Genomic DNA, 20,202 nt, shown 5'->3' on the forward strand with positions numbered 1-20,202 from the left:
ATCAACATAAAATTATAAACCAATAGAATGCTTTTTAATTCCATAAACTTTGCCATATTTTTACCAATTGTATTTTTTTTCTATTGGTTTGCGACAAATAAATCACTCAAACTTCAGAATATCTTACTCCTTATATCAAGTTATTTTTTTTATGCTTGTTGGGATTGGAGGTTTTTATTTTTATTGATTTTCTCCACATTATTAGATTATTTTACAGGAATCAAGATGTCGGAATCTAAAAATAAAACTGCAAAAAAATTTTGGTTTTGGTTAAGTATATCTGTAAATCTCGGTTTTCTTGGTGTTTTTAAATACTATAACTTTTTTGTTCAATCATTTGCAGATTCCATCTCTAATTTTGGCTTGCATGTAAATCCTTGGACATTAAAAATAATCTTACCTGTTGGAATTTCATTTTACACTTTTCATGGTTTGTCGTATATAATTGATATTTATAAAGGCAGAATAAAAGCCGAAAAGAATATTGTTGATTATTCTGTATTTGTGAGTTTCTTTCCTTTACTTGTTGCGGGGCCTATAGAACGAGCGACACATCTTCTACCACAAATTCAAAAAAAAAGGACTTTTGATTATGATAAAGCGGTTGATGGGTTAAGGCAGATTTTATGGGGTTTGTTTAAAAAAATTGTAATTGCTGATCAGTGTGCCCAATACGTTAATACAATTTTTAATAATTCTGCTGAATATTCAGGAAGTACCCTTCTGTTAGGGGCGGTGTTTTTTTCGTTCCAGATTTATGGAGACTTTTCCGGTTATTCAGATATTGCGATAGGAGTTGCACGCCTTTTTGGTATCGACTTACTTAAGAATTTTGCTTTTCCTTATTTTTCTAGAGATATTGCAGAGTTTTGGAGAAGATGGCATATTTCTCTTTCTACCTGGTTTAGAGATTATTTATACATTCCGTTAGGCGGAAGCAAAGGAGGGATGTGGATTAAGGTTAGAAATACTTTTATTATTTTTTTAGTAAGCGGATTTTGGCATGGAGCCAATTGGACTTTTGTTGTTTGGGGTTTTTTAAATGCTTTGTATATCATGCCGTCTATTGTCTTGAATACAAATCGCAATAATTTAGATATCGTAGCTCAAGGTAAATATTTGCCAACTATTAAAGAAGTTTTTCAAATGGTTTTAACATTTAGCTTAACCGTTTTTGCATGGATTTTTTTTAGAGCAAATAATATAGAACACGCTTTAAGCTATATTTTGGAAATATTTTCAGGTTCATTGTTTTCAAAGCCAGTAATTATACCGAAAATTTTATTTGTTTTAATTTTAATGTTTCTTTTAATAGAATGGCTGGGAAGAGAAGAACAATTTGCCTTAGCTAAATTGAGAGTAAAATGGAAATCACCACTTAGATATGCATTATATTATGCTATTATAGTCGCAATTTTTGTATTTAGCGGTGAGAAACAACAATTTATTTATTTCCAATTTTAATTTATGAGAAAATTTATTTTTAAAACATGCTTTTTTGTAATTCCGTTCGTATTTCTTTATGTCATTACATCGTTGTTTTACAGCAGTTCTGAATCTCCAGATTTAATACGTTTAGGTTGTTTTCCAAATGTTTTCAAAGAATATAGAAGTGTATTCCATGATGAGTTTAAACGTAAAATTTATTTTAATGAATTTTCAAAAAGAAAAAACAAAAAAGAAAAAATCCTTACTATTGGAGATTCATTTTCTGAACAGGGTAATTATGGATATAAAAATTATCTTGCAGAAAAATATGGTGTTTTACACATAGATAGATTTATTTCCGGAAATCAGATACAAACGTTATACGAATTGTTAAATGGAGATTTTTTTGAAAAACAAAATATTGAATATGTGGTATTGGAAAATGTAGAGAGAAGTTTTGTTTCTAACGCAAAAAAGATAGATTCTTCAAAAATAATGATGACATCTCAATTAGATAATTTAGTTCGTAATCATAAACCTTCTAAAGGAGACAATGCAGATCCTTTTTTTTCAAAAAAAACTATCCAATTTCCTTTTTCAATGCTTCGTTATTACTTTAGTCAAAACTACTTATCCAATAGATATGTTTACAATATCGTTCTGAACAGAAATAATTTATTTAGCATTAATGAAAGTAATTTATTGTTTGTTTATAAAGATTTGTCTTGTTTGGAAGAAAATAATGATTTGGTGGGGGTTCAAAAATTAAATAATGTTTTAAATGATTTGTCGAATAAGTTGAGTGATAAAAAAATAAAACTTATTGTTTTACCAGCACCCGATAAATACGATCTTTACTATGATTATATTGCTGATAAAACAAAGTTTCCGCGACCATTGTTTTTTAATCATTTAAGTGCTCTTAAAAAAGATTATATATATATAGATTCAAAGAAAATTCTATCTGCTCAATTAGAAAGTAAAAAAGATATTTATTTTTATGATGATACACATTGGTCTCCAGTTGCTTCTAAAATAATAACAGATGAAATAAAAAAAGCAATAAATTGAACCAATAAAGTTGAAGTAATATCGGTAGATATGGCTTCAACTTTATTGGACAAATAAGTGTTGATTATAGGTAAATTCCAATCATTATGATCATTATTATGGAGAATTAGAATGTAAAGCGATGCAAGTCAAAACCAAAGCAATAGTAATCTCATCCTTAAAATTTCAGGAAAAAAGTCTGATTGTAAAGTGTTTTACACTTTCAAATGGGCTGAAGTCTTATTTTGTGCGTGATGCTTTTTCTAGTCGAAAAGCCAGTCAGAAAATTGCTTATTTTCAGCCTTTTTCTATTTTGGAGATCGAAGCGGTTCATAAAAATAAAGGAACTTTAGAAAATTTTAAAGAGATCAAAACTGCAGTTCCTTTTCAAACGATTCATACTGATGTTGTGAAAAGTACAATCGTAATGTTCCTTTCGGAAATGTTACATTATTCGATTCAGGAAGAAGAAAAAAACGAATCCCTTTTTGAGTTTTTAGAAACAGCACTAATCTGGTTGGATCATCATGATGAAATTTCTAATTTCCATTTAATTTTACTTTTAGAAGCGACTAAATATCTTGGTTTTTATCCGGATATTTCTGAAAGCGATTTACCGTATTTTGAAATGAATGAAGGTGTTTTTACACTTTTTCATGGCATAAATGCTTTAAGTGAGCAGGAAACGAATCTTTTAAAAAAACTGATTGATCTGAAGTTTGATAACGATCAAAAAGTTTTTCATGTAATAGAAAGACAAATACTGCTAAAAATCCTGATTGATTATTATAGTTTTCATTTGGATGGATTCAAAAAACCGAAATCTTTAGAGGTTTTAAAGGAGGTTTTCTCTTAAATCTGGAAAAAGGACATTTTTTTTTGCGGAATATACTTGAAATTTCCTTTCAGTGCTCTTTTTTCTGTCATCTTTTATCTATTTTCCTCAAAATTCCTTACTTTCGCACCTCGTTTAAGAAAAGGATAAAATGAGCACAAAATTTACTGAATACAAAGGACTTGACTTACCAACAGTAGCGTCAGAAGTTCTTGATTTTTGGAAGAAAGAAAATATATTTGAAAAGAGTGTAACTACTCGCGAAGGTGCAGAGCCTTACGTATTTTTTGAAGGTCCGCCTTCAGCAAACGGATTACCGGGAATTCACCACGTGATGGCGCGTGCGATTAAAGATATTTTCTGCAGATACAAAACTCAAAAAGGTTTTCAGGTAAAAAGAAAAGCCGGATGGGATACGCACGGATTGCCTGTAGAATTAGGTACTGAAAAAGAACTTGGAATTACAAAAGAAGATATTGGTAAAACAATTTCTATCGAAGAATATAACGAAGCGTGTAAAAAAACCGTAATGCGTTATACCGACGTATGGAATGATTTGACCGAAAAAATGGGGTATTGGGTAGATATGGAAGATCCATACGTTACTTATAAACCAAAATATATGGAGTCTGTTTGGTGGCTTTTGAAACAAATCTATGATAAAGGTTTGTTATACAAAGGATACACAATTCAACCTTATTCTCCAAAAGCCGGAACTGGATTGTCTTCTCACGAAGTAAATCAGCCTGGTGCTTATAGAGATGTCACTGATACTACGATTGTAGCGCAATTCAAAACTTTGCCTGATACTTTGCCTTCGTTTTTACAAGGTTTTGGAGATATTCATATTTTAGCCTGGACGACAACTCCCTGGACATTGCCATCGAATACGGCTTTGACAGTTGGACCAAAAATCGATTATGTTTTAATAAAAACATTCAATCAATATACTTTTGAACCTATAAATGTAATTTTAGCTAAAAATTTAGTTGGAAAACAATTCGGAAAAGGATTTTTTGCAAGCGAAGATGATGCTGATTTTGATAAAGTAAAAAATGGCGACAAACAACTTCCCTACAAAATTTTAGCCGAATGTAAAGGTTTAGATTTAGTTGAAATCAGATACGAGCAATTATTGCCTTATGCATTACCATATCAAAATGCGGAAGATGCATTTAGAGTGATTGCCGGGGATTTCGTTACGACAGAAGACGGAACAGGAATTGTACATACAGCTCCAACTTTTGGTGCTGATGATGCTAAAGTAGCAAAAGAAGCAAAACCGGAAGTGCCGCCAATGTTGGTTTTGGATGAAAACGGAACTGCAGTTCCATTAGTAGATTTACAAGGAAAATTCACTTCACATGTAGGTGATCTTGCTGGTAAATATGTGAAAAACGAATATTATGATGCGGGTCAGGCGCCAGAGCGTTCTGTTGATGTTGAAATAGCTATTCGATTAAAAGAAGAAAATAAAGCCTTTAAGGTTGAAAAATACGTACATAGTTATCCACATAGTTGGAGAACTGATGAGCCGTTATTATATTATCCACTAGACTCTTGGTTCATTAAAGTAACCGATGTGAAAGATAGAATGTTCGACCTGAACGAAACTATCAATTGGAAGCCTAAGTCTACTGGTGAAGGACGTTTTGGAAATTGGCTGAAAAATGCCAACGACTGGAACTTATCTCGTTCTAGATATTGGGGTATTCCGTTGCCAATTTGGAGAACTGAAGACAAAAAAGAAGAAGTTCTTATTGGTTCTGTTGAAGAATTGTACAATGCGATTGAAAAATCGATTGAAGCTGGTTTTCAAAAAGAAAATCCGTTTAAAGGTTTTGAAATCGGAAATATGTCTGAAACAAATTATGATTTAATCGATTTACATAAAAATGTTGTCGATCAAATTACTTTAGTTTCGGTCTCCGGACAACCAATGAAACGCGAAAGTGATTTAATTGATGTTTGGTTTGATTCTGGAGCAATGCCTTATGCACAATGGCATTATCCTTTTGAGAATAAAGATAAAATTGACGAGAATAAAGATTTTCCTGCGAATTTCATTGCAGAAGGTGTCGATCAGACTCGTGGATGGTTTTATACCTTACATGCTATCGGAACTTTGGTTTTTGATAAAGTAGCCTATAAAAATGTAGTTTCGAATGGTTTGGTTTTGGATAAAAACGGACAAAAAATGTCGAAACGTTTAGGGAACGCAACGGATCCTTTTGAAACAATAAAAGAATATGGTCCTGATGCCACACGTTGGTATATGATTTCGAATGCAAATCCGTGGGATAACTTAAAATTTGATATTGAAGGAATTGCTGAGGTTCGCCGTAAATTCTTCGGAACTTTATACAACACTTATTCATTCTTTTCGCTATATGCCAATATCGATGGGTTTAAATATGCTGAAGTGGAAATTCCGTTAAACGAAAGACCGGAGATCGATCAATGGATTATTTCTGAATTACATTCCTTAATCAAATTTGTTGATGAATGTTATGAAGATTATGAACCTACAAAAGCAGCAAGAGCTATTTCTGACTTCGTTCAGGAGAATTTAAGTAACTGGTACGTTCGTTTGTGTCGTCGTCGTTTCTGGAAAGGCGAATACGCTCATGATAAAATTGCGGCCTATCAAACGCTTTATACTTGCTTATTAACGATAAGCAAATTAAGCGCTCCGATCGCTCCTTTTTTCATGGATAAATTGTACCGGGATTTGACCAGTTCTACAGGATCTGAGCAATATAGCAGTGTTCACTTGGCTGAGTTTCCAAAATTTGTCGAAAACTTTGTTAATAAAACGTTAGAGAGCAAAATGCAGAAGGCTCAAACCATCTCATCTTTGGTTTTGTCACTTCGTAAAAAGGAAATGATTAAGGTACGTCAACCTTTGCAAAAGGTAATGATTCCGATACTTGACGAAAATCAGAGAGCTGAAATTGAAGCCATTTCTGAGCTTGTAAAAGCAGAAGTAAACGTTAAAGAAATCATACTTTTAGATGATGATTCTGGTATTTTGGTGAAGCAAATCAAACCTAATTTTAAGGCTTTAGGACCTCGTTTTGGAAAAGACATGGGTCTGATTTCCAAAGAAATACAAGCTTTTTCAGCAGATCAGATCAACCAGTTGGATAAGCAGGGGACGCTAGATATTGTTATTGCTGAAAAAAATGTAACTTTATCACTAGAAGACGTCGAAATAACATCGCAAGATATTGAAGGATGGTTGGTTGCAAACTCAAACGGAATTACGGTTGCGCTTGATATTACAATCTCTGAAGAATTGAAAAACGAGGGAATCGCGAGAGAATTGGTAAACAGAATTCAAAATATCCGTAAAGATTCTGGATTTGAAGTTACCGATAAGATTAAGGTTCAAATACAAAGAAGTGGTTTATTAGAAGAAGCCATTCTGAAAAATGAAGACTATATTAAGTCTGAGACATTAACAGAAGATTTGATTTTTGTTGACGCTTTAGAAAACGGCACAGAAATTGAGTTTGATGATATTAAAACAGTGATATTAATTTCAAAATAATATAAATACCATGATAGATGAAATTACAAGATACTCTGACGCTGACTTGGCAGAGTTTAAAGAAATAATTCAAAATAAAATACAAAAAGCACAAGCCGATCTGGATTTAATTAAAAGTGCTTATATGAATGATTTGAATAACGGAACAGATGATACTTCTCCAACTTTTAAAGCATTTGAAGAAGGAAGCGAAACGATGTCAAAAGAAGCGAACTCACAGTTGGCTATCAGGCAGGAAAAGTTTATACGCGATCTAAAAAATGCATTATTCCGTGTTGAAAATAAAACATATGGTATTTGCAAAGTAACAGGTAAACTAATCGGTAAAGAAAGACTAAAAATCGTTCCTCATGCTACAATGAGTATCGAAGCTAAAAATTTGCAACGATAATATTTTATAAATTACAAAAGAATTAACGCTCCTTTAGGAGCGTTTTTTTTGATTAAATTACTACTTTTGCGCATCAAAAATCCATAAAATGTCATTACGAAAAGCGTATCTCCTTATATTTTTAGTTTTACTTGTTGATCAGATTTCAAAAATCTATGTGAAAACCAATTTTATTTTAGGAGAAGAAGTTCCTGTTTTTAACTGGTTTAAAATTCATTTTATTGAAAATGAAGGAATGGCATGGGGAACCAAAATACCTGGAGAATACGGAAAATTAATTTTGACTGTATTTAGGATTTTTGCTGTTTTCGGAATTGGATATTGGTTGGCTGATGCAATCAAAAAACATCATTCGACTTATTTGATTGTAGCAATTGCCTTGATTTTTGCCGGAGCTGCAGGAAACATTTTAGATTCTGTTTTCTACGGAGTTATTTTTGATGACAGTACACATAATTTGGCAACACTTTTTTCTCCTCAACCATATGGTACATGGTTTCATGGGTTAGTAGTTGATATGTTTTATTTTCCTATCTGGGAAGGTAATTTGCCAACCTGGATGCCGATTTTTGGGGGTAAGCATTTTATGTTTTTTAATGCTATTTTTAATGTTGCTGATATGGCAATTTCTACAGGTGTTGGTATTTTGCTAATTTTTAATAAAAGAGCATTTCCAAAATCATAAGTATTTTTTAATTCCAAAAAAATAAAAATTCCAATATCTGCAGACAATAAGCACTTCAAGTATTGGAATTTTGCATTATTGGGTTTTAATATTTATTGTGCTATTTTTACAATACTAAAACCGACCTTATGCAAAGTCCATCTTTTTCAATCTACGATGCATCTGCAGGTTCAGGAAAGACCTATACTTTAGTTAAAGAATATCTTAAAATAATTCTTTCATCACCTAAAAATGATGCTTATCGAAATATTTTGGCTATCACTTTTACCAATAAAGCGGTCCACGAAATGAAAAGCCGTATTGTTGGAAGCTTGTCTGAATTTACTAAGGACGAGCCTTCAGCGAAAGCTACGGATTTAATGGAAGACTTATCTCGTGAAACGGGACTTTCCGTGATTAAAATTAAAACAAAATCTCAAAGTATTATTAAGCACTTGATTCATAATTATGCTGCTTTTGATATTTCTACTATTGATAAATTTACACACAAAGTGATTCGTGCTTTTGCACACGATTTAAATTTGCCAATGACTTTTGAGGTAACTCTGGATACCGAGAATTTATTGATAGAAGCTGTAGATGCAATTATTGCACAAGCGGGTCAGGATGAAACGCTAACAAAATTGCTAATTGATTTTACAATGGAAAAAACCGACGATGATAAAAGTTGGGATGTTTCGCGTGAAATTCTGGAAACAGGAAGATTGGTTTTGAATGAAAATAATCGAAATGAAATCTCTCATTTTCAGGATACATCTATTGAAGAATTTGTTGTCATCAAAAAGAAAATGTCGGTTTTGTGTGCCGATTTGGAAAAGGAATGTGCCGAACATGCCTTCAATGCTCTTGCTTTAATTGATAAAAACGGAATCGATGTAAAATCATTTTCAAGAGGAACTTTTCCAAATCACTTAGAAAGTATTAGAGATGGTAAATTCAATCCACGAAATAAAACTTTCCATGAATTTGATGACATAGCAATTAATAAAACGGCGACAGATCGGGCGTTGATAGAAAATATTATTCCTGAATTACTTCTGGGTTTAGATAAAATCTATAGAAATTTTGAGAAAAGAGATTTCTATAAGGCATTCCTAAAAAATATAACACCACTTTCATTATTAAATACTGTTAGTAATGAATTAGCAAAAATTCAATCAGAACAAAATATTTTGTCTATTTCAGAATTCAATGCCATTATTCACCGTGAAATTCAAAACCAGCCTGCACCTTTTATTTATGAGCGTATGGGAGAACGCTATCGTCATTTTTTTATTGACGAATTTCAGGATACTTCAGAGATGCAATGGCAAAATTTAATTCCGTTAATTGATAACGCACTTGCAGGTCAGGATGATTTAGGGAAAAAAGGAACACTAATGATTGTAGGAGATCCCAAACAATCTATTTATCGCTGGCGTGGAGGAAAAGCTGAACAGTTTATCGAGTTGAGTAAAGATATAAATCCGTTTAGCAACCCGGATAAAGTAATTGAACATTTAGATACTAATTATAGAAGTTATAGTGAAGTAATTGATTTTAATAATGCTTTCTTTAAATTAATTTCAGCTGAATTTTCAAATGAAGATTATAAAGATTTATATGAAAATCATAGTCATCAAATTTCAAATGCTAAAAAAGGAGGATATGTAAATATTTCTTTTTTGCCAATAATCGAAAAAAATGATTTTGCAGATGATGAAGAGATTGTCGAAAAATCAGATTTATATGTTTTGGCAACTTTAAATACAATTCAGAATGTGCTACGGGAAGGTTTTGAATATAGGGATATTGTTGTTTTAACGCGAAAAAGAGATCAGGGAATTGCGATAGCGAATTATTTGACAGAACAAAATATACCGCTTTTATCTTCAGAAACTTTGATGATTCAGAATGCAACAGAAGTTCGTTTAATTATCCATTTGCTAAAATACCTGAACAATAATATTGATTTGGAGGCTAAAGCTAATTTTCTTCATTTTCTGGCGAATGTAAAAGATATTCAGATGCCAATTCATGATTTTATAGCTAAAGGAATGGGGTATAAATTCGAAAATGAGTTTGAAAAATGGCTTTTAAGTTTTGATGTTTCGCTTTCGTTTGAAGATGTTAGAAAAAAATCTTTGTACGAAGCAGTCGAGATTATCATATCGAAATTTGCCCTTTCGTCAGAAGGGAATGCTTATGTGCAATATTTTTTGGATATTGTTTTAGAACGCGATATTAGAAATCAGGCCGGGATTGCAGATTTTTTGAATTACTGGGGTAAAAATTCGGAAAAATTCAGTATTCCATCTCCCGAAGGCAATAATGCTGTTCGTATTATGACGATTCATAAGTCTAAGGGTTTGGAATTTCCTATTGTAATTATGCCATTTGCAGAAGAAGATTATAGTAGAAAACCAAAAGATAAATTATGGCTTGATACAGAAAACGCTGATTTAGGCGTTCCGAAAGCATTAATCGATAATAGTAGTGCTGTTGAAGGTTTTGGTGAAAATGCTTCTGCTGTTTTTAATTTGAAAAAACAAGAAGAATTACTGGACAATATTAATGTTTTGTATGTGGCTCTAACGCGTGCAGAAGAACAATTATATATTATTTCTCAAACTATAAAAGAGAGAAAAGACGGGGAATTCCCAAGTAATATGGCTTCTTTTTTTATTAAATATTTAATACATAAAGGGATTTATGAGGAAGAAAAATTTGAGTATGAATTTGGAAACAGAATAAAACTTTCTCCTTCTCATCAAACATTAGATTTAATAAAAACGATTCCCATTGTTTCGGAAGTTTTGAATCCGAAAAATATTAAAATCGCCCAAAAGGAATCTTTAATGTGGGGTACACATCAGCAAGAAGCGATTTCTTATGGAAATGTAATTCATGAAATTTTAGCGTTTGTAAAAGATAAATCAGATATTGAATTGGCGGTTACAAAAGCAATCGAGAATGGTTTAATAACACTTGATCAAACTGAGAAAGTTTTGAAAACACTACAAGAAATTGTTTCTCATCCTGAGTTGAATGTTTGTTTTGATGGGAAAAATACTGTTCTTATGGAGCAAACTATAGTTCAAAAGGAAGGAAGAATTTTAAAACCAGATCGAATAGTTTTGACTCAAAACAAAGAAGCTTATTTGCTTGATTATAAAACAGGTGCAATAAACTCGAAATATGCACAGCAAATTCAGGAATATCAAGATGCAATTGAAGATTTAGGATATAAAGTGTTAAAAAGAGCTTTGGTGTATATTGGAACCGAAATCGATGTAGTAAATTTGTGAAGAAATTAGTCAGTTGTTAATGGCTTAATTAGTGTAAGTTGTTAACTTTTAACATATTAAATATAGTAAAATGTACGGTAAAATTAAAGAGCATTTGCAAAATGAATTGCAAACAATTGAAGACAGCGGAATTTTTAAGAAAGAACGCATCATAACTTCAGAACAAGGAGCAGAAATAACTATCTCAACAGGAGAAAAAGTTTTGAATTTTTGTGCTAATAATTATTTGGGACTTTCCTCGCATCCTGAAGTGGTTCAGGCGGCAAAAGATACAATGGATACACATGGTTTTGGTATGTCTTCAGTTCGATTTATTTGCGGAACACAAGATATTCATAAAACATTGGAAAAAAAGATTGCTGATTTTTACGGTACTGAAGATACAATATTATATGCTGCGGCTTTTGATGCAAATGGTGGTGTTTTTGAACCTTTATTAGGAGAGAATGATGCGATTATTTCAGATAGTTTAAATCATGCTTCTATTATAGATGGAGTTCGTTTGTGCAAAGCGGCTCGTTATCGTTATGAAAACAGCAATATGGAAGATTTGGAGCAACAGTTAATAAAAGCTAATGAAGCTGGTTCTCGTTTTAAATTAATTGTTACTGACGGAGTTTTTTCTATGGATGGTCTTGTGGCGCCATTAGATAAAATTTGCGATTTGGCTGATAAATATGATGCAATGGTAATGGTAGATGAATGTCATGCCGCCGGATTTATCGGAGCAACAGGTAAAGGTACTCTTGAAGCAAAAGGAGTTATGGGAAGAGTTGATATTATTACCGGAACACTTGGGAAAGCGTTAGGTGGTGCAATGGGAGGATATACAACGGCAAAAAAAGAAATAATCGAGTTATTGCGTCAACGCTCACGACCTTATTTGTTTTCAAATTCTCTTGCGCCAGCTATTGTAGGAGCTTCGATTAAAGTTTTTGAATTATTAGAAAAAGATACTTCGTTAAGAGATAAATTGGAATGGAATACTAATTATTTTAAAGAAGGGATGAAAAAAGCCGGTTTTGATATTATAGATGGAGATTCTGCAATTGTTCCTGTAATGTTATATGATGCAAAATTGTCTCAAACAATGGCAAATGAACTTTTAAAAGAAGGTATTTATGTTATTGGATTTTTCTTTCCGGTGGTTCCGAAAGAGAAAGCGAGAATTAGAGTTCAATTATCAGCTGCGCATTCTAAAGAACACTTAGACAAGGCGATAAGGGCTTTTAAAGTTGTTGGAGAAAAGTTAAAAGTTATATAATTCCCATTTTAAATAATTTTTGTAGGTTTTTTTTAACATTTCATTTTGTATTTAAAAATTTTGGTGTTACTTTTGTCTGTAATTAACTAAATTGTAATTAAAAAAATTAAGTATGAAACATCTTAACAAACTTTTAGTTGCTGTGATGATGGTGATGGGTTTAAGTTCTCACGCACAAGACAGTAACAATCCATGGGCTATCTCTTTTGGAGTTAATGCCATTGACACTAGAACAAGTTCTGGGTCAGGAAGTGGTTTCTTTGATCAACACTTTTCTCAACCATTTGCTGTAGATGACAACTGGAACATCCTTCCTTCTTTGTCTTATATTGGTGTGAATAGATATGTAGGTCATGGTTTCTCTGTTGGTTTACAGGGTTCTGTAAACAAAATTGATAAATTTGTTACTTTCAATCCAAGTGCTCCAGGGCACGACTCAAGAGGAAATGTTGTAACTAATCCTGGTGATTTGATGTATTATGGAATTGATGCTACTATTAAATATAGCTTCCAGGAATTAATCAAATCTAAAGTTATTGATCCTTCGTTATCTGTAGGTGGAGGTTATACTTTCTTTGGAGATAATAGTTTTGGAACTGTTAATCCAGGAGCTGGTATCACTTTTTGGTTTACTGATGCTATTGGTCTTGAGCTTGCTACAAAATACAAATGGGCTGTGGCAGCTAATGACGAGAAAACTTATGATAGATCTGTTTTCCAACACACTGCAGGTCTTATTTTCAAATTTGGAGGTAAAGATACTGACGGAGACGGAATTTATGACAAAGATGATGCTTGTCCAGATGTTGCTGGTTTAAAACAATTCAATGGTTGTCCTGATACTGACGGAGACGGAATCGTTGACGCTAGTGATGCTTGTCCAGATGTATTCGGTTTAGCTGCATTAAACGGATGTCCTGATACTGACGGAGACGGAATTGCTGACAAAGATGATGCTTGTCCAGATGTTGCTGGTTTAGCTGCTTTAAAAGGTTGTCCAGATGCTGACGGTGACGGAATCGCTGACAAAGATGACAAATGTCCTACTGTTGCTGGTCCTAAAGAAAATGGTGGTTGTCCTTTCTTAGATGCTGACAAAGATGGTGTTGCTGATAAAGATGATGACTGTCCTACAGTTTATGGTCCTGCTTCTAACAGAGGTTGTCCAGAAGTTACTGCTGAAGCTTTGGAAGATCTTAAAGTTCAAGCAAGAGCAGTTTACTTTAACTCAGGGAAAGCTACTTTCAAAACTGGAGATAAAGAAACTCAAGCTAGATTAGATGCAATCAAACAAATCCTTATCAACTATCCAAATGCTAAATTTAGCATTGAAGGACACACTGATAGCGATGGTTCTGATAAATTGAATCAAAAATTATCTGAAGATAGAGCTGCTGCTGTAATGAACGCTTTAATCGAAAGAGGAGTAAGTGTTGATAACTTACAATCTAAAGGTTTTGGTGAGTCTCAACCAGTTGCAAGCAACAAAACTGCTGCAGGTAAAGCACAAAACAGAAGAACTGAAATTAGACACATTGGTTCTAAATACCAAGGTAAACTATAATTTACAGTTTAAAATAAATACTAAAAGCCATTCTTAATTGAATGGCTTTTTTTATTTTTATCAAATGATAAATACTTCTTTTTTAGAAAAAATAGCTACTGTTGTAATTCAGAATTTTTCTGCAAAACTTGCTGAAACCACTATCATTTTACCAAATAAAAGAGCTAAGGTTTTTTTGATAGAAGCTTTAAAAAAAGAAACGAATCAAACAATTCTTTCTCCTGAAATTACCAGTATTGAGGATTTCGTACAGGATGTTGCTTCTATTCGTTCTGTGGACTCCATTGAACTATTATTTGAATTCTATGAAGTTTATCTTTCTGTTACAGAAAAACAAAATCAACAATCATTTGAATTATTTGCTAATTGGGCAAAAACACTTTTACAGGATTTTAATGAAATAGATCGCTATCTTTTAGATCCCTCACATGTTTTGTCTTACCTAAAAGATATTGAGGATATTAAAAAGTGGGGAATTGAAGTTGAAAACAAAACAAAGCTTCTTGAAAATTATATTGATTTTTGGAAACTTCTTCCGCTTTATTATAATTCTCTTTATGAACATTTACTGAATAAATCAATCGGATATCAAGGGCTGATTTATCGTGAAGCAGTCAACAACTTAAATCATTTTTCGAACACTATTTCGAATCGTACTTTTATTTTTGCCGGTTTTAATGCCTTGAATGCTGCTGAAGAAAAAATAGTGCAACATCTTCTCGCTCTCGATCAGGCTAAAATATATTGGGATGTAGATCAGACTTTTTTAAATGATCCTTATCACGATGCTGGTCTTTTTGTACGACGTTTCAAAGAAAACTGGAAACATTATAAAGCAAATCCTTTTGAATGGATTGTAGATGATTTTTCTCAATCAAAAAACATTCAGGTAATCGGAACTCCAAAAACTATTGGACAGGCAAAATTAGCTGGGAGTATTATAGAAAACATAATTACCGAAAACGAAATTTCATCACTTGACAAAGTTGCAATCGTTCTGGGTGAAGAAAATCTTTTAATGCCAATTTTATATGCTTTGCCTTCTTCGGTTGGAGCATTAAATATTACAATGGGATATTCAGGTAAAAATAACCCATCGCAAATATTGATAGCCAAATTGTTTAAAATGCACACCAATGCGCTTTCAAGAAAAGGAGAGAGTTATGTTTTTTATTATAAAGATGTATTAGATGTTTTAACACATCCATTAGTTGAACCTTATGCGAAGGCTAATAATTTGGTTAAAATCATCAAAGAGAATAACTATACTTTTATTACACATAACAAGTTATTCGAACTTAATACTTCTCCATCAAATTTATTTTTATTGCTATTTCGTAAATGGGAGAATGGTGCAATAGCAGTTCTTGAGAATATTTCAACACTTTTAATTTTAATAAAAGAAAATTTTAGCAACGATAATGAAGATGAAAAAATAGCCAAAGCTTTTGTTTATGCTATTTTTAAAGTCATCAATAAGTTGACTAATTATTATTTGCAACATAAGCATATTGATAATATAGATACTTTGTATGCTATTTACAAACAGGTTATTGATGTCGCTGAAGTTTCGTTTGAAGGAGAACCCCTTCATGGATTGCAAATTATGGGGGTTTTAGAAAGTCGTGTTCTGGATTTTGAAACCGTAATTGTAACTTCTATGAATGAAGGCAAATTTCCGGCAGGGAAATCTCAAAATTCTTTTATCCCGTATGATGTGAAGAAGGAATTAGGTTTGCCAACTTTTAAAGAAAAGGATGCTATTTATACCTATCATTTTTATCATTTATTGCAAAGGGCTAAAAATATCTATTTGATTTATAATACGGAAAATGATGGCTTAGATGCTGGCGAACGAAGCCGTTTTATTACGCAGTTAGAAGTTGAAAAACAGCAGAAACATAATCTAACTTTTGATATTTACAATCCTGTTTTGCCTACAACTGCATATCAGCCTATAGTTGTTCCGAAATCAGAAGCGGTTATGGAGCGTTTGAGAGAAATAGCAACAACGGGGTTTTCTCCTTCGGCATTGACAAGTTATATTAGAAATCCGATTGATTTTTATTTCCAAAAAATACTTCGCATCAGGGAAGTAGAGGAAGTAGAGGAAAATATTGCCTTAAACACACTGGGAACCATAATTCACGAAACCTTAAGAGTGCTTTATGAGCCTTTTATTGGCAAATTTATTTCGGAAGATGATATTGCGAAATGTTTTAAATTGTTAGACGATGAAGTTCTAAAACAATTTAAAGTGGTTTATAAAGAAGGCGAAATTAAAAAAGGAAGAAACCTTTTGGCCTTTGAAGTTGCAAAACGCAATGTTTCAAATTTCCTTAAAATGGAATTAGAATCCATTCAGAATGGAGATGCAATTCAAATCATTGCTTTAGAACAAACATTCGGACGTGAGCTCATTCATCCAAATTTGCCATTTCCTGTCTTGATTAAAGGAAATGTCGACAGAATTGAGCTACGCAACGGAAAAATAAGAATCATTGATTATAAGACTGGGAAAGTCGAAAAAACGAATGTTATCCTTAAGTCCTGGAATGGATTAACCCAAGAGCTTAAAAACGACAAAATTATCCAGGTCCTGGCGTATGCGTTCATGTTTGAAAGTGAAGCTAAAGATTTTCCAATCGAAGTAGGTATCATTTCGTTTAAAAACCTAAAATCAGGATTTTTGCCTTTTGGATTTAAAGAAGAAAAAGAATTGAATATGACTATTACAAAAGATATTCTGAATATTTACCTGGAGGAAATTGTATTACTATTGAACGAAATATTTGATATCAATATTCCTTTTGAAGAAAAAATAGTATAAGAATAATAGAATTATGTCAGGTTTTGCTTTAGTATGATTTTTCTTTTAAAATTTGTTTGACTTTTTTGTTTTCAAAAGGCATTCCAGACGTTTTTATTTGGCGAAATATTTAACAATAACGAAAAAATAGACTTTATGCGAAAAAATAAGGTCTAATTATCAGCTTGTTAATTAAATTTTCCGAAACGTAATGTTGTATTTTTAAATGATTCTTCTCTTTTTGTGCGTTTTTATTGTATACTGTGTTTTAATAATGATCAAAATGTATAGTATAGATAAAAGTGATTTTGAGGCTTCAAATTTCCTGTTTTTTAACAAGTGTTTGTTGAACAATTACAATTATTAAAATATCTTTGGCGCATCTTATAAAGGGCTTATTCAATTTGATAAGAGCAGTCTTATTTAAATTTAAAATATATATTATTACCTAATTTAAAATTTTTGCCCCCAACAATAAGAAAAAGGCTGTCTCGAATTTTTTGAGACGGCCTTTTTTGATTTTATTTGCTAAAGAATTCGGCTAATATGGGTTTTAATTCTTCCTTGTTCTCAATTTGACTCATATGTCCGTCTTCAAAGGAAACAAGTTCGACAGTTGTATCATCAATTTGTGATAGACTTTCTTCATAATTTAAAACAGGATCTTTTTTGCCTAAAACCAATAAAACCGGGAATCTATTTTCATGCAAAAGTACTTCGCGATCTTTTCTGATTTTCATTCCTTCAAGAGATGCCACAATTCCTTGCAAAGGTGTTTTTAAAGCCTCAACTTTTACTTTCTCAATTTCATCAACCAATCTGGTTCTGTTGTTTTCACTGAATAAATTGGAAATGGCTAAACTAACAAAACTCACATAATTTTGTTTTACGGCTTTTATGGCGCGAGTTCGATTCAACTTTTTCTCGGCACTATCTTCTTTTGAAGTTGAATTCAGTAAAACTAATTTTTGAATATGCTGCGGATATAATTCGGCGAAAGCCAAACCAACATAACCACCCATGGAATGTCCTAGAATAATTGCTTTTTTAATTTTTAATGATGCTAAAACTTCGTGAACAGCATTTGCATTTTCTTCCATAGAATGTACATATCCTAAGCAATCTGATTCGCCATGACCCAATAAATCAATAGCGATAACGCGATATTGTTTGGAAAAAAGAGCAACATATTCCTGCCACATTTTTTTGTTTTCCAAAAAGCCGTGAAGCAATACAACCGCAGTTCCCTCGCCTGAATCTGTAAAAGATATTTTAGTGTTTTTATATGAAATGTTTTTCAAAATAATGTTTTTAAAGTATAATCACAAAGATAACAAAAGGCAAAACGATATCAGAAGTATAAAACTTTTTGAGTTACAATATTAGTCAATCAGTTCAATTTTAAATGAACTTATATCACTTATATGGTAAAAACAAAAACGGCCAGCATTTCTGCCAGTCGTTTCTGTCTTTTTTCTTTACTCTTTATTCTATTTTCTCTTTCTAAGAATTCATCAAACTTTCAATTTCATCTGCTTCAACTGGAATATTGCGCATCAGGTTAAAAGGTGCTCCTTTTTCCTGAACCACAACGTTATCTTCCAAACGAATTCCGAAACTTTCAGCCGGAATATAAATTCCTGGTTCAACCGTAAAAACCATATTCGCTTTCATAGGTTCGTGAAGCAATCCGTAATCATGCGTGTCCAATCCCATGTGGTGTGAAGTTCCGTGCATAAAATATTTTTTGTAAGCCGGCCAATCCGGGTTTTCATTTTGAACATCAGCTTTGTCAATCAAACCTAGACCTAATAATTCCGAAGTCATGATTTTACCCACTTCAATGTGATATTGTTTCCAAAGTGTTCCTGGAGTTAACATTGTTGTAGCTTCATTTTTAACTCTTAAAACCGCATTGTAAACTGCTTTTTGTCTTTCAGAGAATTTTCCCGAAACCGGAATCGTTCTTGTCATGTCGCTTGAATAATTAGCATATTCCGCTGCAACATCCAATAAAATCAAATCTCCGGCTTTACATTGCTGATTGTTTTCGATATAGTGTAAAACATTTGCATTATTTCCCGAAGCAATAATTGGTGTGTAAGCAAAACCTTTAGAACGGTTACGAATGAATTCGTGCGCCAATTCAGCCTCAATTTCATATTCGGTAACATTTGGTTTTACGAACGAAAGCAATCTGCGGAAACCTTTCTCCGTAATATCACAAGCGTGCTGAATCAAATCGATTTCTTCGCTTTCTTTTACTGAACGAATACGTTGCAAAATTGGATTACTTTTTGCCACATTGTGCGCTGGATAACGTTCTTTCCACCATTTTACAAAACGAGCTTCACGAGTTTCTGTCTCAATAGTCGCGCGATAATGTTCGTTGGTGTTGATATACATCGTATCTGCATAGGTCATCATTTCGTTCAAAACTTTATGAAAATCCTGCAACCAATAAACTGTTCTGATTCCCGAAACCTGATAAGCACGTTCCTTAGTCAGTTTTTCACCTTCCCAAATCGCGATATGTTCGCTGGTTTCTTTCAGGAAAAGTATTTCTTTTTGGTTCTCAAAAGGCGCATCCGGAAACAAAAGCAAAATGCTTTCTTCCTGATCCACACCGCTCAGATAAAAAATATCACGGTGCTGCGCAAACGGCAAAGTACTGTCGGCACTAACCGGATAAATGTCATTTGAATTGAAAACGGCAACACTGTTAGGTTTCATTTCTGCCGTGAATTTTTTGCGATTTTTTACAAAAAGAGCGCTGTTTATTTGATGATATTTCATAATAAATTGATTTTTGAACTTCGAATTTCAAAATTACTATTTTTTGAAGACGTAATGCAAAATTGAATTATTAAAGTTTTCTTATTTGTTTTGGGGTTTGCCACGAAGACTCTAAGTCGCTAAGTTTTTTTAATTGAAAAGTATGCTAGGGTTGAGGGAGAGTAGCTAAGGTTATTTTTTTACTCGCATAGTTTTGTCATCTTGACGAAGGAAAGATCACACTAGAAACTCCGCAAAGATTGGCAAGTTTGTGTTATGCAGATTTTTAATCTCAGCAACTTAGCAACTCAGAATCTTAGAATCTTAATAAGGGCGTGTCCCTCCGGGTCGGGCTTTCGGCTAAATTCCCGATTAACAAAAACTACGGCTAAAAAGCTACCGTCTGGACACAAATATTTTTTTTTAATTATATTTGAGAAAAAGTGCAGACTAGATATTTTGAAAATTTAAAAGACAAGCGATTGTTGAATAGAGGTAATTCTATTCTCAATCGCTTGTTTGCTAATAGTATTTATTCGATAAGACAATTAGCAGAAAGTG

Annotated in this window: 12 protein-coding genes; 10 read left to right on the forward strand and 2 right to left on the reverse strand. The window is 32.7% G+C overall.

The genetic code is table 11. The annotated features are described in order from the left end of the window. Window positions 1-27 precede the first annotated feature (27 nt). The 10 genes from ASC72_RS10575 to ASC72_RS10620 all read left to right on the forward strand — a co-directional run bounded on the left by ASC72_RS10575 (window position 28) and on the right by ASC72_RS10620 (window position 16,887). On the forward strand, window positions 28-1,464 hold the full coding sequence (locus ASC72_RS10575) for an MBOAT family protein (RefSeq protein ID WP_056190598.1): 1,437 nt from the start codon (window positions 28-30) through the stop codon (window positions 1,462-1,464). Window positions 1,465-1,536: 72 nt separating this feature from the next. Next, on the forward strand, window positions 1,537-2,499 hold the full coding sequence (locus ASC72_RS10580) for a hypothetical protein (RefSeq protein ID WP_056190600.1): 963 nt from the start codon (window positions 1,537-1,539) through the stop codon (window positions 2,497-2,499). Window positions 2,500-2,620: 121 nt separating this feature from the next. Beyond that, entirely contained in the window at window positions 2,621-3,334 is a 714-nt protein-coding gene (gene recO, locus ASC72_RS10585) for a DNA repair protein RecO (RefSeq protein WP_056190602.1), read from the forward strand. Window positions 3,335-3,464: 130 nt separating this feature from the next. After that, window positions 3,465-6,866, forward strand: coding sequence for an isoleucine--tRNA ligase (gene ileS, locus ASC72_RS10590; RefSeq protein ID WP_056190604.1), 3,402 nt, complete (start codon window positions 3,465-3,467; stop codon window positions 6,864-6,866). Window positions 6,867-6,876: 10 nt separating this feature from the next. After that, a complete protein-coding gene (locus ASC72_RS10595; protein WP_007807070.1) occupies window positions 6,877-7,257 on the forward strand; it encodes a TraR/DksA C4-type zinc finger protein in 381 nt (126 codons plus the stop codon). Between the two features lie 88 nt (window positions 7,258-7,345). After that, entirely contained in the window at window positions 7,346-7,942 is a 597-nt protein-coding gene (locus ASC72_RS10600; protein ID WP_056190606.1) for a lipoprotein signal peptidase, read from the forward strand. 128 nt (window positions 7,943-8,070) lie between these two features. Beyond that, on the forward strand, window positions 8,071-11,229 hold the full coding sequence (locus ASC72_RS10605; RefSeq protein WP_056190608.1) for an exodeoxyribonuclease V subunit beta: 3,159 nt from the start codon (window positions 8,071-8,073) through the stop codon (window positions 11,227-11,229). Window positions 11,230-11,299: 70 nt separating this feature from the next. Beyond that, window positions 11,300-12,493 (forward strand): glycine C-acetyltransferase, encoded by a 1,194-nt coding sequence (gene kbl, locus ASC72_RS10610; protein WP_056190610.1) that lies wholly within the window; start codon window positions 11,300-11,302, stop codon window positions 12,491-12,493. A 112-nt stretch (window positions 12,494-12,605) separates the two neighbouring features. Continuing rightward, entirely contained in the window at window positions 12,606-14,057 is a 1,452-nt protein-coding gene (locus tag ASC72_RS10615; protein WP_056190612.1) for an OmpA family protein, read from the forward strand. Window positions 14,058-14,121: 64 nt separating this feature from the next. Beyond that, on the forward strand, window positions 14,122-16,887 hold the full coding sequence (locus tag ASC72_RS10620) for a PD-(D/E)XK nuclease family protein (RefSeq protein WP_056190624.1): 2,766 nt from the start codon (window positions 14,122-14,124) through the stop codon (window positions 16,885-16,887). Window positions 16,888-17,387: 500 nt separating this feature from the next. Here the strand turns inward: ASC72_RS10620 and ASC72_RS10625 are convergent, their stop codons facing one another. Further along, entirely contained in the window at window positions 17,388-18,167 is a 780-nt protein-coding gene (locus tag ASC72_RS10625) for an alpha/beta fold hydrolase (RefSeq protein ID WP_056190614.1), read from the reverse strand. A 202-nt stretch (window positions 18,168-18,369) separates the two neighbouring features. Beyond that, the gene (locus ASC72_RS10630) at window positions 18,370-19,662 is read right to left on the reverse strand and encodes an aminopeptidase P family protein (protein ID WP_056190616.1); all 1,293 of its coding nucleotides are present in this window, start codon (window positions 19,660-19,662) and stop codon (window positions 18,370-18,372) included. Window positions 19,663-20,202: the final 540 nt, after the last annotated feature.

Source organism: Flavobacterium sp. Root420 (assembly GCF_001427905.1).
In the GTDB taxonomy this organism is placed as follows: Bacteria; Bacteroidota; Bacteroidia; order Flavobacteriales; family Flavobacteriaceae; genus Flavobacterium.

Coding starts and splice junctions, on each gene's coding strand:
- ASC72_RS10575 (WP_056190598.1), top strand. CDS start 28: ATGCTTTTTAATTCCATAAACTTTGCCATATTTTTACCAATTGTATTT.
- recO (WP_056190602.1), top strand. CDS start 2,621: ATGCAAGTCAAAACCAAAGCAATAGTAATCTCATCCTTAAAATTTCAG.
- ileS (WP_056190604.1), top strand. CDS start 3,465: ATGAGCACAAAATTTACTGAATACAAAGGACTTGACTTACCAACAGTA.
- ASC72_RS10595 (WP_007807070.1), top strand. CDS start 6,877: ATGATAGATGAAATTACAAGATACTCTGACGCTGACTTGGCAGAGTTT.
- ASC72_RS10600 (WP_056190606.1), top strand. CDS start 7,346: ATGTCATTACGAAAAGCGTATCTCCTTATATTTTTAGTTTTACTTGTT.
- ASC72_RS10605 (WP_056190608.1), top strand. CDS start 8,071: ATGCAAAGTCCATCTTTTTCAATCTACGATGCATCTGCAGGTTCAGGA.
- kbl (WP_056190610.1), top strand. CDS start 11,300: ATGTACGGTAAAATTAAAGAGCATTTGCAAAATGAATTGCAAACAATT.
- ASC72_RS10615 (WP_056190612.1), top strand. CDS start 12,606: ATGAAACATCTTAACAAACTTTTAGTTGCTGTGATGATGGTGATGGGT.
- ASC72_RS10620 (WP_056190624.1), top strand. CDS start 14,122: ATGATAAATACTTCTTTTTTAGAAAAAATAGCTACTGTTGTAATTCAG.
- ASC72_RS10630 (WP_056190616.1), bottom strand. CDS start 19,662: ATGAAATATCATCAAATAAACAGCGCTCTTTTTGTAAAAAATCGCAAA.